Origin of the sequence: Thiomicrorhabdus heinhorstiae (genome assembly GCF_013391765.2) — a bacterium.
GTDB lineage: Bacteria > Pseudomonadota > Gammaproteobacteria > Thiomicrospirales > Thiomicrospiraceae > Thiomicrorhabdus > Thiomicrorhabdus heinhorstiae.
The window spans coordinates 99,867-115,391 of the sequence record NZ_JACBGI020000001.1 but is presented as its reverse complement, the minus strand read 5'-3'; the positions used below and the strand labels follow the sequence as shown (position 1 = coordinate 115,391).

The following is a 15,525-nucleotide window of genomic DNA, read 5'->3' as shown; positions in this document are numbered from 1 at the left end:
ACCGAAAACCCGATAAAATTACTTAAGATTGTAGAATGCAGCTTTACCAGGGTAAACCGCTTCGTCACCTAGAGCTTCTTCAATACGAATCAACTGGTTGTACTTGGCGATACGGTCGGTACGAGACAGAGAACCGGTTTTGATCTGTCCGGCACCGGTCGCAACGGCGATATCGGCAATCGTGGTATCTTCGGTTTCACCTGAACGGTGAGAAACAACTGCGGTGTAGCCGGCTTTCTTCGCCATAGCAATCGCTTCGAACGTTTCAGTCAAAGTACCGATCTGATTAATTTTGATCAGAATAGAGTTACCGATTCCCTTTTCAATCCCTTCAGCCAGGATTTTCGGGTTGGTTACAAACAAGTCATCACCAACGATCTGCAGACGATCACCGAATTTTTCGGTTTGCAGCTTGAAACCATCCCAATCAGATTCATCCAACCCGTCTTCAATTGAGATGATTGGATATTTGTTAACCCATTCACCCAAGAAATCAACCATTTCCGCTGAAGTCAAAGTCTTGTCTTCAGAGCCCAAATAGTAGTTACCGTCTTTATATAACTCGGAAGAGGCTGCGTCCATAGCGATCATAATGTCGTCACCCGCTTTGTAACCAGCCGCTTCGATCGCTTCAAGAATAACGGTAATCGCTTCTTCGTTAGACTTAAGATCCGGTGCAAAACCACCTTCATCACCAACCGCAGTGTTGTAACCTTTATCATGCAGTACTTTTTTCAGCGCGTGGAACACTTCGGCACCGTAGCGGATTGCTTCAGACATAGAAGGTGCGCCAACCGGCATGATCATGAATTCCTGGAAATCAACCGAGTTGTCAGCGTGCTCACCACCGTTAATGATGTTCATCATCGGTACCGGCATTTTGTAATCGTCTGTTTTAAGGTAAGCGTAAAGCGGCAGGCCTTTGGAAGCTGCCGCTGCTTGAGCTGTCGCGATTGAAACCGCAAGAATGGCATTCGCGCCCAGGCGAGCTTTGTTGTCGGTACCGTCAAGATTAATCATTGCAGTATCGATTGCCTTTTGATCGGTCGCATCCATACCAATCAAAGTATCGCGAATTTCGGTTTTGATGTTATTTACCGCAGTCAAAACACCCTTGCCACCGAATTTCGACTTGTCGCCGTCACGCAATTCAATCGCTTCACGAGAACCGGTAGAAGCACCGGATGGAGAAATTCCGCGACCGAAAGAACCGTCTTCCAAAAAGACTTCTGCTTCAACAGTCGGATTACCGCGAGAATCAATAACTTGACGCGCTTTAATATCTTTAATCAATGACATGATGATTTTCCTATTTTCTTCACTTAATTTTTTCGGCAATAGTTTAAAGGCCCGTTATGACATCAAGATGACAAACGCCTTTAAACACCAAGCAATTCGTTTTCAATGAAACCGTGCGACTTGACAGCGCTATCGATGGCTTTCAACGTTTCCAGCAACGGCTTCAGATTCCCCAACGGCCACATATTCGGACCATCACTCAAAGCGTTCTGTGGATCAGGATGCGTTTCCATGAACAGTCCGGAAATCCCGGACGCCATAGCCGCACGGGCCAGAACCGGAACCATTTCTCTCTGTCCGCCGGAAGTCGTTCCCTGTCCACCCGGTTGCTGAACCGAATGCGTCGCATCAAATACAACCGGACAACCGGTTTTTCTCATGGAGGCCAGCCCGCGCATATCGGAAATCAAGGTGTTGTAACCGAACGAAGTTCCTCGATCACATACCATAATGTTTTCATTACCGACTTCATGAGCCTTCGCCACCACCTGATCCATATCCCATGGAGCCTGGAACTGTCCTTTCTTGATATTGACCGGAATTCCTTGGCGGCAAACATTCTGAATGAAGTTGGTTTGGCGAACCAAAAACGCTGGCGTTTGCATGACGTCAACAACCGAAGCAACCTCATCCAATGGCGTGTCTTCATGTACATCGGTCAAGACCGGTACGCCGACTTCATCTTTGACTTTTTGCAGAATTCGCAGACCTTCTTCCAATCCCAGACCACGGAAACTCTTGGTTGAAGAACGGTTGGCTTTATCAAAAGAGGATTTGTAGATAAACGGAATACCCAACTCATCAGTTAATTCTTTCAATTTCGCAGAGGTTTCCATCGCCATGGTTTCAGACTCGATGACGCATGGGCCTGCAATCAGAAAAAACGGTTTGTCGATACCGACATCAAAATGACACAATTTCATATTCTTGGATTATCCTTGGTGATAACGATTGGCAGCTTCAACAAATGCCTTAAACAATGGGTGACCGTTTCGTGGTGTAGAAGTAAACTCCGGGTGGAACTGGCTGGCAACAAACCAAGGATGGTCCGGTAACTCAATTGTCTCGACCAGATTACCATCTTCGGAACGTCCGGCAAAATGCAGCCCTGCCGCTTCCAGTCGGGCAACATAGCCATCATTGACTTCATAGCGGTGGCGATGGCGCTCGCGAATATGCGTGCTTCCGTAGATAACCGAGATCTTGCTGCCCTCTTCCAGCTGGCAGTTCTGGCCTCCCAAACGCATGGTTCCGCCTAGATCGGTGGTTTCATCACGTTCGATTGTCTGTCCGTTTTCATCGGTCCATTCGGTAATCAGTGCCACAACCGGATGCGGTGTTTGAGAATTCAATTCTGTACTGTGCGCACCTTTCAGACCGGCAACATTGCGGGCAAATTCGACGACTGCCATCTGCATTCCAAGGCAGATCCCCAGATAAGGCACTTTATTTTCGCGTGCAAATTTAATGGCGCTGATTTTCCCTTCAACACCGCGCTCGCCGAATCCACCCGGAACCAAGATCGCATCTTTGTCCTGCAGGCAATCAACCCCTTTGGTTTCCAGTTCTTCGGAATCAATATATTCAATATTAACCTGAGTATGAGTGTGAATACCGGCGTGTACCAGCGATTCGATAAGCGATTTGTAAGCTTCGGTCAAATCAACGTATTTGCCGACCATAGCAATTTCGACGGTTGTTTTCGGGTGCTTCTGAGCATCGACTACCGCATCCCAGTCACTCAAATCAGCCGCCGGAACTTTCAGACCAAGTCGGTCGACAACCAATTCATCCAACCCCTGCTCATGCAACATGCGCGGAACTGCATAGATACTTTCGGCATCCAGCGAGTTAATAACGGCACGTTCTTCAACGTTGGTAAATAGGGCAATTTTACGTTTCTCGGCAGCTTCCAGTGCTAGCTCAGAACGACAAATCAAAATATCCGGCTGAATACCGATAGAACGCAGCTCTTTGACCGAGTGTTGTGTCGGCTTGGTTTTCACCTCGCCGGCAACTGCAATATAAGGTAATAGTGTCAGATGCATGAACAAAGAGTGACTGCGCCCGACTTCAAGGCTCAGCTGACGAATCGCTTCCAAAAACGGCAGTGATTCGATGTCACCAACCGTTCCACCGACTTCTACCAAAGCAACGTCATACCCTTGAGCGGCGCTTTTAATGCGATTCTTAATTTCATCCGTAATGTGTGGAATGACCTGAACAGTCCCGCCCAGGTAATCACCGCGGCGCTCGTTACGAATGACAGTTTCGTAAACCTGACCGGTCGAGAAACTGTTATGGCGAGTAAAGTGGCGCTGTACAAAACGCTCGTAATGCCCTAGATCCAAATCGGTTTCCGCACCGTCATCGGTTACAAATACTTCCCCATGCTGTAAAGGACTCATGGTTCCCGGATCAACGTTAATATACGGATCCATTTTTAACATACTTACTTTTAGGCCTCTGGCTTCCAGCAAAGCTCCAAGAGAGGCCGCCGCAATTCCCTTTCCTAAGGAAGAAACCACGCCACCTGTCACGAAGATAAATTTAGTCATCTATTCACACTTTTTAATGTTGGGAAATCGAAAGATTCGAGATATCAGAATGGAAGCGCATTATAGCTGATTTACGGATTTCCATCAATCAAATTTATTCGTTTGCATACTCAAAACTACCGATAAAATTTCTTGTGTAGCCCGCTATTTTTCAGGGTTGAACAACCCCATCCAACTCCAATAAAGCTTTTGCGAAACACCCCATTCCTTTTTAACAAAAAATTCATCGATGGAGGCATCGCCATGCAAACAATTTTGACAGCCTAGAACGGCAACAGGAACACCTTGCAAAGTTAATACCGGCCAATATTTTCTTTCCCAGACGGGAATGGAGCGCTGTTGAAAAAAGCCTTTCATTTGTTTGTTTTTAAAGCGATTTTTTTCGCTGATGCGATCAAGCGATTCAATCTTGTAATCACCGAACCTTTCAGCTGTTGGCACCGCATCCATATAAAAATACCAATAACCCGAACATGCATCACACTTGACAGAGAGTTCAGCCTTTCCTGCATAACGGTTATCCCAGCCAAGAGCAACCTTCGTTTGGGCAATGAAATCATCAAAGGGAATCGAAAAACCGTTCGGATTAGCCTTCAGGCAGTACAGACGATTGTGGTAAAACCATAAACTAGCTTGCGCCAAACGATATTCGGATTTCGCAGTCGATAAGTTCGCTTCACGAATTTCTCTCAGCCATTGATAATGTCGTTCCGACAAGACCAAACCGTGAACGCTCATCAACCAGAGACTGATAATATTCTTTAATTCTATCCAGTCGATATTCGGGTAATCCGTAAAATCAAAATAGAGAAAGTGATGTCCTTTGTCAAGTAGACTTCGTTGCGCCATTCTACGCAATAAAATATCCGCCTCACCCAAGTGTGAGCAAGCCTTTTGCACCTGCTCAAAGGCATGTTCCTCAAACTTGAGAACATGCGGTAGCAATTCATGCCGCACCCGGTTTCTTTCAAATGAATGATCCTGATTGCTAGGATCCTCGACCCAACGAAGTTGATAATAACTCGCATAGGCTTGCAATTGGGAATAAGGTACCTTTAATAACGGCCGCATAAGACTAAGTGTTTTCCGTCCATGATCATTAAGAGGCAACTCTACTTCTTGCCTGATCCCGGCCAACCCTTTAACCCCGGCTCCCCGCAGCAACTTTAGAAAAAAAGTTTCGACCTGGTCCCGTTGATGATGTGCCGTCAGCACTACATCATGTGGATGATCAAGAAGATCAAAAATGGCTTGATAACGCAGTTGACGAGCTCTGGCCTCAAGACCTGTTCTATGAGCTGAGTCGATTTGAATGGATTTTACGCGACAGACAACGTCGTAATCTTGACTCTGTCTAACGCAATGCTGACACCATTGTTCAGCCTGTTCGACCAATCCGTGGTTAATATGCACTGCATAAAATCGACCCTGCAACGAGGAAGAGGCTTGCAACAAATGCAGTAATACCGAGGAATCTAAACCACCGCTGTAGGCGAGAGCGAAATGTAAGTTTGGCGGCAGCCGCTCAAAAAAATCTGCGAACGACTGCTCAAGTTGAATAATTTCATCGGGCTTCGACGGATAATCCATACCAAGCCTCTAGGATTTATTGAATCTCAAAATTTCCGTAATCCATGTAACGCTGATAGCGGTTACCGACCAACTCTTCAATTGGCGACTGTTTCAGGCTGTTCAGCTGCGCAATCAGAGCATTTTTGACATTGTTGGCAGTTTGCTGCGGATCACGATGCGCACCGCCCAAAGGCTCGTCGATAATTTCATCAACCAACCCCAGAGATTTCAAACGCGGTGCAGTGATTCCCAGAGCTTCGGCCGCATCGGCCGCATTCGCGGCGTTTTTCCATAAAATTGAAGCGCATCCTTCCGGAGAGATCACCGAATAGGTGCTGTATTGCAGCATCATAGTGACATCGCCAACACCAATTGCCAGAGCCCCGCCGGAACCACCTTCACCGATTACGGTACAGATAATTGGAACTTTCAACTCGGCCATTTCAATCAGATTGCGAGCAATCGCTTCACTCTGACCACGCTCTTCGGCGTTGATCCCAGGATAGGCGCCCGGAGTGTCGATAAAAGTGACGATCGGCAAACCGAAACGTTCTGCCATCTTCATTAGGCGTAGCGCTTTACGGTAACCTTCTGGTCTCGGCATACCGAAATTACGACGGATTTTTTCTTTGGTATCACGTCCTTTTTCCTGAGCGATGACCATAACCGGCTGCCCTTCAAGGCGAGCCAGACCGGCAACAATCGCTTCATCGTCTGCAAAAGCACGGTCACCATGCAGCTCTTTAAAGTCGGTGAAAATTTGCCCGATATAGTCTAAAGCATACGGACGTTGCGGGTGACGGGATACCTTGGCGATCTGTACGTCGCTCAACTGGTTAAAAATGCTTCTGGTTAGATTTTTACTTTTTTCTTCAAGTGCCGAAATCTCTTGCAACAGATTCATATCTTCGCCGTCTAAGTGACGAAGTTCTTCAATTTTGGCTTCCAGTTCGGCAATCGGCTGTTCAAAATCTAAAAAATCCAATTTCATTCCGTCTTTCCGTTTATTCTAATAGGTTGAAAATTCCGCTATTCTAGCACCCTTTATCCAAGTTTGCGGTGAAAATCACCCTATAGCAGTTGATCTCATCAGTCGCCTTAAGCGATTTACTCTTCTGAATATTTTCGATTCGAAAAGCGAGATGGCTTTTAACCGATCCTCACTTGAGATTTGAGAATGAGCACGTACAATGCGCATTCGTTAATCGGGCTTAAACACATTAAAAAGAGATACAAACAAAATGAAACAGCGTTTTATTCGAACTATCATTGTGGCCGGTATGGCCACACTTCCATTCTCCGCCTCGGCAGTAGATACGGACTTAAAATACGGGCTAAGCGGTTCTGGCGAAATCGGCTTCACTAACAATACCGGTAATACCGAAAGCACTATTCTATACGCAGGTTTAAAAGGCAAATATGTTCAACCAGTGTATGAAATTCGCTCTCTAATCGAAGCGCAATACCAAAGTGAAAACAGCGTGCAAACTCAGGAGCGTTACCTTTTGGACGTACAGGGAAATCGTTTCTACTCGCGCGACAGAGGTTACTATAGTTATGTCGGCGCACGCTTCGAGAAAAGCCGTTTCGAATTTATCGATTTAGACTCGATTTACTCGTTAGGTCTGGGTAAAGACCTGTATAGAACTGAACAGACCAAGGCGACCGGTGAGATCGGTATCGGTTATCAGATTACCGATTACAGCTCATCAACCACAGAAAAAGATAGCGATCAATTGATTGGCCGTTTGAAAATCGATCTGGATCATAGCTTCAACGATGTTACCGCTTTTCATCAAGACCTGACCTTAACCACCGGCTATGACCAAAGCAAAGTTGAAAGCAATACCGGCCTGAAATTCAAAATTGCCGATCAGCTTAAATTATCGGCAACCTACAAATACCGCTATAACAGCAAACCTGCTGCGGGAATCAAGGATGTCGATACTCAAACCATCCTGACCCTGATCTACGATTTTTAATCGTCAACGATCAAAAAATCAAAACGCCCTTTAAAGGGCGTTTCAGCTTTATATCGATTAGCTCTGTGAACATTCCATACCAAGGCCTTGAAAAGTTTCCCCATCCTCCTTTATAGAGACGATTCTTTATAAGGCTTTAAATTACGATAAATTCGTAACATTGCTTGATGTCGTTTACTCTTCGAGAAAATCTCCCGCCCTGATTCAGCCCCCCAAAACAACTCTTCACCCTGCAAATTTGCCAAGGCTTTCTCAGTCAGTTCGGCACCAAATAGCAGCTGCATACCTTCAAGCAAAATTTCATTTTCCAGTACCGCCTCCAAACCATAATTCAAACTCTGATAAACCTTCGCCCAAGGGCTATCCGGCGAGACGAAATAGCCTATATCGCGGCCTAGATCCAACGCTTCCTGCCATTCTTCAGCAGCCAGACAACACCAGAATTTCAATTGAATAACATTCACATGCCCCCAAAAACTACCCGGATCCGGCATCAAGCCAATAATGGAAATAACTCCCTGATGATCGCTGTAACCAGCCTCATCTAACCAATCAACCAGCTGCATATAATTTTGTTTCTTAGGCAACTCAAGCAGCATTTGTCGCAAATGGCGACCCTGACTTTGATTTGAGTGCAACAGCTCATCTACAGGATAAACTTCCGACATGCCTGGAACGACTATGCGACAAGTCTCAAAGCCAAACTGGTTGTAATTCGCGGTATACACCTCATAACCAAGCTCATGCACCGTTTGACACAAAGCATCCCACTGTTGTCGAGTATCACCCGAAAAATCCCACTGTGTGAATTCATGATCATATTGGTGGCTAATGAAACGAGCATGAATCCAACCACTGGAATCGATAAAATGGTTCTCGAGGTTTTCCGCCGAAGCAACCAATTCTTCATCAAAAATCGGCACTTGAAAGCCATCCAGTTCACCCAGTTTCCGACCTTGCAAGGATTCGGTCAAGGTACGTTCCAAAGCAACTTCGAACATCGGATGAGCCCCGAAGGATGCGAAACAGCGCCCATACTGCTGCTCAAACAAAGTGACATTGATGACCGGAAAACGCCCGCCAAGAGAAGCATCTCTCACCGAAACTTCAATCCCTTCTGCCTTTAAAGCCTCAATCGCACTACATACGTTCGGATATTGTTGCAGAACCGATTGGGGTACTTCCGGCAGGCAGATATTCTCCTGCAAAATCGTATTTTTGACCCAACGTTCAAATACCTCTGACAATCCCTGCACCTGAGCTTCCAACGCGGTATTACCCGCCGACAAGCCGTTACTGGCATAGAGGTTACTCAACAGATTCATCGGAAAATAAACCGTTTCTCCACTCGACTCTTCGCTCATCGGAATGGCTCGAATAAAATCGCTATGGTCGTTAAAACTAAGTAAGTCGCTCCAATCCAGTTCATGCTGCTCATCATAGAACTTCCAAAGCCCGGGCGTCAGACAGAGACGCCAGTCTGTTTCGTTGAAATGCTTTTCCTGCGGGTAGTAGAGCCATTCATCTTCTTGTTCCATCAGCCAGTAGTCGGAAAAAAAGTAATTGGTCGACAAGCGTTCGAGAAATTCACCCAAAGCACTGGCCAGCGTCGCTTTCTCACTGGCTCCCTTGCCGTTTGTAAACAAGCCGGGGCAATGCTCATCAAAAATATGCAGCGAATGAATGTAAGGCACCGGATTTAAATGCGCTTTGTCATTAATCTGGAAATCGAGTTTTTGCAAAATCGATTGCATATTGGAAATCGAATTTTCCAGACACTCTTCTTTACCTTTGATATAGGTTAATTCACTCACTTTTCAGACTCCGTTCCTGGGCCAATACCGACCCGCCATAACCACAAGTTATGCAATAAATTTACTCTTAGCATGAACAAGTATTTTTTAATCCAATTCATTAGAAAAAGTCAGTAGAATCGAATATGACCTGTTTCCTTACTTTGAGGCTATTTTTATGAAAAACAAAACACTTCCGCTTGTTTTAGGATTAAGCTTTGCATCTTCTTTAAGCATTGCAGCGCCTCATCCAGGCCAGGAACTGCATGAAGCTGCTAACTGCATGTCGTGCCATGCGACGAAACCTTACAGTCCAGAAAAGACTACCAGCTTTCCCAATCTGGTCAAAACAGTCCAGTTCTGTAACGACAATTTGAACGCCGGCATGTTTGAAGATGAGATTGAGCAGCTCGCCGACTATCTGAACCAAACCTACTACCATTTCCCAAAATAGCGCTACGCGTATATTACAAAACAAAGGCCCTTTAAAAGGGCCTTTTATTTATAAAGATTTTTATTTATAAACAATCTTTATTTATCACGCTGCAAGTTGGCAAGATGTGCTTTCAGTGCAGCTATTTCATCTTTTCCTGCACGTTCAATACCCTCTTCGTACAACTGATTGCCTGCATCCGCGATGGCTTTATCAATCGCGTGAATCAAGAAGAGATTGCGCATGCTTTCATTAATCGCTTTCCAATTACGCTGCTTCTGCTTCCACAGTGAATACAATTGCGGCTCCTGTTTAAACAGAGCTTCGATATGTGACAGCAACTTGTTTAAAGGAGCAATCGTCTCAAAAGCATAGTAAGGACGACTGTTTTCACCGTAAAAGCTCTGACGATCCAGAATGGCGACATCCAGTGCCGGCCATAAAGCTTCAAGGCCGATCGCTTTGGCTTCTCGCTTGGCATTCTCAAGACGGTCTACCGTCATCATCGGCGCATCCGACTCCCAACGACCGAAGGCAATCGCCAGATTATAGCGTTCGATAAAGTAGTGTTTGCCATAATCCAGCTTCATCACGTCCTTGGCTTTTACAACATAATCCAAATCGGAACTGTCCAGATTAGTGGTATCGGTCCAGGCTTTCCAACCATTGCCTAAACTGGATTCCTGACCATGAACCGACTCTTCCTTAAGCATAGGCACACAGGACAAACCATAATCGTGACCGTGAACATATTCGGAGACGGAAATCCGGTAATCGCCATCAGACATTACCTTGACAACGGTACCGATAATAAAAGCATCACTACCAATGTCTGCAGCCGGAAAGCCGACAAAAACGGTTTCGCCTTCCTTAAAATCCGCAGCATGTACCTGAAAGGTCAGAAGCAGCAAGCTCAGAAAAACGCCTATAAATCCGTAACCATTTGGTTTTAATCGCCCACGCATTTTCATCAACATTCTATTTTTATCCTTTTATTTTTAGCCGGGTGAAGCGCATTCGACGGTCAGCCCCTGCTCATCAACTAAAAAATGACGTCACATCATAAATCAGTCAATAGCCATAGTGTCTTGAGGAACAGTGACGATCCAACCTCTAGGAATCGGTTTTTACTGCCAGGACATCGCATTTAGAATCATGTATTACCGCGTTGGTTGTCGAGCCGATCAATCGTCTCCAACCTGAAGTACCGTGATAACCCATCACAATTAAGTCGGCGCTACTCTGCTCGGCAAAAGCCAATATTTCGGAGGCAGGGTAACCGATTAAAGTCCGAAAGCTGTCTGCTTTATACCTTGTCGCCAATTCCGATAATTTTTCATCCGAACGTTTTACCCACCCGGTAGTAATCTCATCGTCCCATATTCCCGGCATGCCTGTTACGGCAATATCTTCCAGAACAGGATAAGTCGGCGCTTCTACCGTATGAATCAGAGTCAAGTGACTGGATTCAGCTTGCGCCAGAGCACGTGCGCGCATAATCGCTTGCACGCTCGATGGCGAAAAGTCTACCGCAACCACTATCTGCTTATATAAAGACATGATGATCTCTCCTTCACCTTTAAACAGGGCGCTTTCAGCTTATTCACAATTACTGTGGATAAGTGTGTGTGTAATAAAATAGTAACCGAAAAAAAACCAATAAAGTCTTAAACTTCTCTATCCCTGATTACTTTTTAAGCAATACTGTCCGTTTCTCACAAAGCCTGTCTGGCTCTACGTTCTTCCAGCGTTTCCGCGACATTATTGCGTAAATACAATGGCGCCGGAATTTGCTGATCGACGGTTTTCGCTTCTGCCATTTTCATTTGCGCCAGACGGCAAATTCCGTCAGCATGCGGCAGACTTGATAACCAGAATCCGGTACTTTTTGTCAGTTCAGGACAACATTGCTCGACATCTCCAACCCCGAATGCTGAAGCAGACAGGGAATTCAAAGCATCCTGCGGTGACAGCAATTGAACCGAATCGGCTTGCCAACCAGCCGATTGTGGAAAATAACGCCCTTTTTGTATATAAACTTCACCCATCCGCGCATCCAGCAACGCATTCCACTCAACCGCCTCACCGTCTGACAGTTCTTCAGGGTTTGCATTCATCAAAGCGCTATATGCCATCGCTTCCAGAGAAGATACAGCGATAACCGGGCAGTTCCAGCCAAGCGATAACCCCTGAATAACGCCGGCAGCGATACGAATACCGGTAAATGCACCCGGCCCTTCACCATAGGCTAACGCATCCAATTCGTTTCCTTCGATACCGGCTTCCTGCATAACCTCATCAACCATTTGCAAAACACGATGTGCATGCTTCTGCGGCAAGATCTCGTGGCGAACAAATAAGTTTTCACCATACGCGAGAGCAACAGAACAGGCTGCAGTCGAAGTATCGATACCCAAAATAGACCTTGTCATTTCATTTCTCCGACAATGCAAATATTTATAAATCTCAGTTAACCGTTTGATCGGTGACGGTTAACACTTCCAGAGCCGCTCCGGCCTCATAAACCCAAGGGAAATCGGGAAGACTATCGCGGATAACGTTACCGTATCCCTTGGTTGATAATCGGGGGTCACATAGCATTAAAACACCGCGATCTCCAAGATCACGAATCAAACGTCCTGCCCCTTGCTTCATAGCGATAACCGCTTCGGGCAGCTGAAAATGCACGAAACCGTTTAATCCTTTCTCTTTTAAATAGGCCTCGCGCGCCTGAACAATCGGATCGTCAGGCGGGGCAAACGGGATGCGGTCGATAACCACAAGCTTAAGTGCATCCCCTTTTACATCCACCCCTTCCCAGAAACTGCTGGTTCCGAGCAGGATCGCACTATTCGCTTCCTTAAAACGCTGCAATAACGTCAGTTTCGGCAGATCGCCCTGAACCAGAAGATTCCCCTTCCAATGCGTCTGTAAAATAGCCCTGGCCTCCTGCATCGCTTTATGACTGGTAAACAGCATAAATGCGCGACCGTCGGCGGCCTTGAGTAGAGGCCAGGCCGCCCGCAAACAAATTTTGATATAGTCGGGATTTCTCGGTTCAGGTAAACCGATTGGATGGTAGATGACACCTTGGGTTTGATAGTCGAACGGACTGGCCCAATTCACGCTCTTGGCATCATCAAGGCCTAACCTTTTGGCAAAATAATCGAACTGACCGCGGACGCTTAAAGTTGCCGAGGTAAACAACCAGGCCCCGCCTATTTCTTCACGTTGCCGGCTAAAAGCGGCTGCGACATTCAACGGGGTCAAAAACAGACGAAAACGGGCTTGAGAAGATTCGATCCAGCGCACGTTATTTTCCGATTGACTGTTTTGCCATTCTTTTAGCTGCACGGCGTACTCCTTGCAACGTTTATGGACGGCGCTAAGCTGCTTGCCACGTTCTTCCACGGATTTTAACGCATCGGTAACGGTATCCATCACCGCCAGCATACGCTTGAACGTTTGCTGGAAAGCGGTTTCACTTTCCAGCTGCGTCCAGGTCCAGCGCTTTTCCCACTTGCCGAGCGCCTGGTTTACCGCCAATAACTGTTCGGATATTTTATCCGCCAAATCCGCAAGTTGTTTGGACTCAGGGGCCTCCAAGCTTTGTGCCTGTTTGATATCACGCACCAGTTCTTCCAGTTGCGAACGGCTTAGCGAAAAGCCCAAAAATTGCGCGGCGATATCCGGCAGCTGGTGCGCCTCGTCAAACACATACACATCCGCCTCAGGCAAAAGCTCACCAAAGCCTTGCTCCCGTAAAGCCAAGTCCGCACAAAAAAGATGATGATTGACAACCAGGATCTCGGCTTCAGCCGCCTTTTGCTTGACTTGCGGGTAAAAGCAGCCGCCTTCTGCACTACACTCGGCCGATTGGCAAAATTCCATTCTGGCGGAAACCTTGCGCCAGATAGGGTCATCCTCTGCTACAGAATCCAGTTCGGCCCGATCACCGTTTAAGGTCTTGTCGTCGACCCATTCGCGAATTTTTGCCAGCTTTTTCCAGTCTTCGCGACTGTGCTGTTCGACGGTTTCGGCAATTTCCAAACGTTGCGGGCAAACATAGTTATCGCGCCCTTTAAGCAACCTGGCTTTGGACTTGATATCACATGCTTTCATCAGCATCGGCAGATCCTTCTGGATCAGCTGTTCCTGCAGAGTTTTCGTTGCCGTAGATAAAATGATTTTTTTCCCCGACAAGAGCGCCGGAATCAGATAGGCGAAAGTTTTCCCGGTTCCCGTACCCGCTTCAGCCAGGAGTGTAGAATCCTGTTGTATGGTTTCAACCACTTCAAGTGCCATGGCAATCTGCGCCTCTCGCGGTGCGTAACCCGGAATAGCCTTTTCCAAAGTGCCGCCGTTTTGCAGAACTGCACGCACCCGCTCCGCTAGCGGTTTGTTCGTTTTTTTCGCTTTGGCCGATTGCATGATCGGTTACAATCTCTTTACCCTAAATCAGCGCATTATACGCTATTCATCTTTCCTCTGGAAAAAGCACCAAAATGCTTTTCACCAGAAATTTTCCGGAAAACCCGGCAAAACACTGATTTAAAGCGACTTTTGCAGCAAAAATACTAGACAAAAAGCGTCGACACCACTATAATTCGCGTCTTCAAATATTTGAACCTAAGTCAGGTTGGTGTTGAATACCTGGCAATTATATGGATATATCTAATGAAAATTTTATCTTCTTTGAAATCCGCAAAGACACGTCACAAGGACTGTCAAGTTGTTAAACGTCGCGGTAAAGTATACGTTATCAACAAAACCAACCCTAAGTTCAAAGCTCGTCAACGTTAATTGACTGATGCGCCCGATATCTTTCGGGACAGCTTAGGAAACAAAAAAGGCGCACTGATCATGCGCCTTTTTTTATGCCCGAGTGGCAAAGAACTCGATCATGACCGGTAGAATTGGCGATCGATTTTTTCAACGATTTGTGAAATCTGGTCGGTATCGACCTTACCGATAAAATAATCGGCTCCCATATCCAATACCTCCCGAGTGTTGTTTTCACTGGTCATCGAAGTATGCACCACGATCGGCAAATGTCGGGTTCTGGCATTATTCTTCAACTCCTTAATCACCGTATGCCCAGAAGCTACCGGCATCTCCAAATCGGTAAACACGATTGAAACGGTGTCCAAGTCTTGCAACGATTCAATATAATCCAGCAACAATCTACCGTTATCAAAACTTTTGAACTTCAAACCAAGCTCTGTGAATACCATCGACATGTATTGCTGGATCGCCTGACTGTCTTCAGCAAACAGAATGGTTTTGTTGAGGAGAGATTGACTTAGATTAAGCTCTTTATTTTTAAGCTCTTGGGTACTACCGAGAATTTTTTTGGCCATGGTCGGCATGGCTTCAATCAATAGTTTTTCGATATCAAGAATAAAACAGAGTGCTTCACTGTCATCCAGATAGGTGTGATTGACGATCTGATTACGATTAACATCAACATTGTAATTTCCGGCAGGATGGATATTCGACCAGTCTTTCTCTTCAACGCCGTGGATATATGCCACGCGGAGACCAACCAGATGATGACTGAAATCGGAAACGATAATAATCGATTTTTCTCGTTCCTTTTCACTCATCGGAAACCCCATCCATTTCGGCAGATCAATGACCGGCAAATAGGTACCGCGTAATTCAATCATGCCTTCAATGAGATTGTTGGAATCCGGCACATGAGATAACGGATAAACCCTTCCCTCCAAAACTTCGCGCACTTTAAACACGTTCATACCGTAGTAAGCCGGCCGGACATCGTTGTGCGGAAACTGTACCTGAAAGACCATCAGACTCATTTGATTGTTTTTACTCAGGCGGGCGGTTTTTTCAATCTGGTCAAGAGAGGAAGACATGGATACTGACAT

14 protein-coding genes are annotated in these 15,525 nt (G+C 46.1%); 3 read left to right on the top strand and 11 right to left on the bottom strand.

Features of this window, described 5'->3' with window-relative positions:
- Positions 1 to 18 precede the first annotated feature (18 nt).
- The 5 genes from eno to H8792_RS00595 form a co-directional block, all read right to left on the bottom strand.
- On the bottom strand, positions 19 to 1,299 hold the full coding sequence (gene eno, locus H8792_RS00615) for a phosphopyruvate hydratase (protein ID WP_194947201.1): 1,281 nt from the start codon (positions 1,297 to 1,299) through the stop codon (positions 19 to 21).
- Between the two features lie 80 nt (positions 1,300 to 1,379).
- Positions 1,380 to 2,222 carry a 3-deoxy-8-phosphooctulonate synthase gene (gene kdsA / locus H8792_RS00610; RefSeq protein WP_194947200.1) on the bottom strand — a complete coding sequence of 281 codons (843 nt, stop codon included), beginning with the start codon at positions 2,220 to 2,222 and terminating at the stop codon, positions 1,380 to 1,382.
- A gap of 9 nt (positions 2,223 to 2,231) precedes the next feature.
- Complete coding sequence (locus tag H8792_RS00605) at positions 2,232 to 3,857, bottom strand: CTP synthase (protein ID WP_194947199.1); 1,626 nt, start codon at positions 3,855 to 3,857, stop codon at positions 2,232 to 2,234.
- Between the two features lie 144 nt (positions 3,858 to 4,001).
- Positions 4,002 to 5,447 (bottom strand): tRNA lysidine(34) synthetase TilS, encoded by a 1,446-nt coding sequence (gene tilS / locus H8792_RS00600; RefSeq protein WP_194947198.1) that lies wholly within the window; start codon positions 5,445 to 5,447, stop codon positions 4,002 to 4,004.
- 16 nt (positions 5,448 to 5,463) lie between these two features.
- Positions 5,464 to 6,420 (bottom strand): acetyl-CoA carboxylase carboxyltransferase subunit alpha, encoded by a 957-nt coding sequence (locus H8792_RS00595; protein WP_194947197.1) that lies wholly within the window; start codon positions 6,418 to 6,420, stop codon positions 5,464 to 5,466.
- Between the two features lie 250 nt (positions 6,421 to 6,670).
- Between H8792_RS00595 and H8792_RS00590 the strand changes: the two genes are divergently transcribed.
- The gene (locus H8792_RS00590; RefSeq protein ID WP_194947196.1) at positions 6,671 to 7,411 is read left to right on the top strand and encodes a DUF481 domain-containing protein; all 741 of its coding nucleotides are present in this window, start codon (positions 6,671 to 6,673) and stop codon (positions 7,409 to 7,411) included.
- A gap of 110 nt (positions 7,412 to 7,521) precedes the next feature.
- Here the strand turns inward: H8792_RS00590 and ycaO are convergent, their stop codons facing one another.
- Positions 7,522 to 9,225 carry a 30S ribosomal protein S12 methylthiotransferase accessory factor YcaO gene (gene ycaO, locus H8792_RS00585; protein ID WP_194947195.1) on the bottom strand — a complete coding sequence of 568 codons (1,704 nt, stop codon included), beginning with the start codon at positions 9,223 to 9,225 and terminating at the stop codon, positions 7,522 to 7,524.
- A 157-nt stretch (positions 9,226 to 9,382) separates the two neighbouring features.
- Here ycaO and H8792_RS00580 point away from each other — a divergent pair, with 157 nt between their 5' ends.
- Complete coding sequence (locus tag H8792_RS00580; RefSeq protein WP_194947194.1) at positions 9,383 to 9,658, top strand: hypothetical protein; 276 nt, start codon at positions 9,383 to 9,385, stop codon at positions 9,656 to 9,658.
- Between the two features lie 77 nt (positions 9,659 to 9,735).
- Here H8792_RS00580 and H8792_RS00575 read toward each other — a convergent pair whose 3' ends face one another.
- The 4 genes from H8792_RS00575 to H8792_RS00560 all read right to left on the bottom strand — a co-directional run bounded on the left by H8792_RS00575 (position 9,736) and on the right by H8792_RS00560 (position 14,068).
- A complete protein-coding gene (locus H8792_RS00575; protein WP_194947193.1) occupies positions 9,736 to 10,614 on the bottom strand; it encodes a hypothetical protein in 879 nt (292 codons plus the stop codon).
- A 136-nt stretch (positions 10,615 to 10,750) separates the two neighbouring features.
- Positions 10,751 to 11,197 (bottom strand): universal stress protein, encoded by a 447-nt coding sequence (locus H8792_RS00570; protein WP_194947192.1) that lies wholly within the window; start codon positions 11,195 to 11,197, stop codon positions 10,751 to 10,753.
- A gap of 155 nt (positions 11,198 to 11,352) precedes the next feature.
- Complete coding sequence (gene tsaB / locus H8792_RS00565) at positions 11,353 to 12,069, bottom strand: tRNA (adenosine(37)-N6)-threonylcarbamoyltransferase complex dimerization subunit type 1 TsaB (protein ID WP_194947191.1); 717 nt, start codon at positions 12,067 to 12,069, stop codon at positions 11,353 to 11,355.
- 34 nt (positions 12,070 to 12,103) lie between these two features.
- Positions 12,104 to 14,068 (bottom strand): ATP-dependent DNA helicase, encoded by a 1,965-nt coding sequence (locus H8792_RS00560; protein WP_194947190.1) that lies wholly within the window; start codon positions 14,066 to 14,068, stop codon positions 12,104 to 12,106.
- A 246-nt stretch (positions 14,069 to 14,314) separates the two neighbouring features.
- Between H8792_RS00560 and ykgO the strand changes: the two genes are divergently transcribed.
- A complete protein-coding gene (ykgO, locus tag H8792_RS00555; RefSeq protein WP_084205718.1) occupies positions 14,315 to 14,440 on the top strand; it encodes a type B 50S ribosomal protein L36 in 126 nt (41 codons plus the stop codon).
- A gap of 98 nt (positions 14,441 to 14,538) precedes the next feature.
- Here ykgO and H8792_RS00550 read toward each other — a convergent pair whose 3' ends face one another.
- Entirely contained in the window at positions 14,539 to 15,525 is a 987-nt protein-coding gene (locus H8792_RS00550; protein ID WP_228766857.1) for a chemotaxis protein, read from the bottom strand.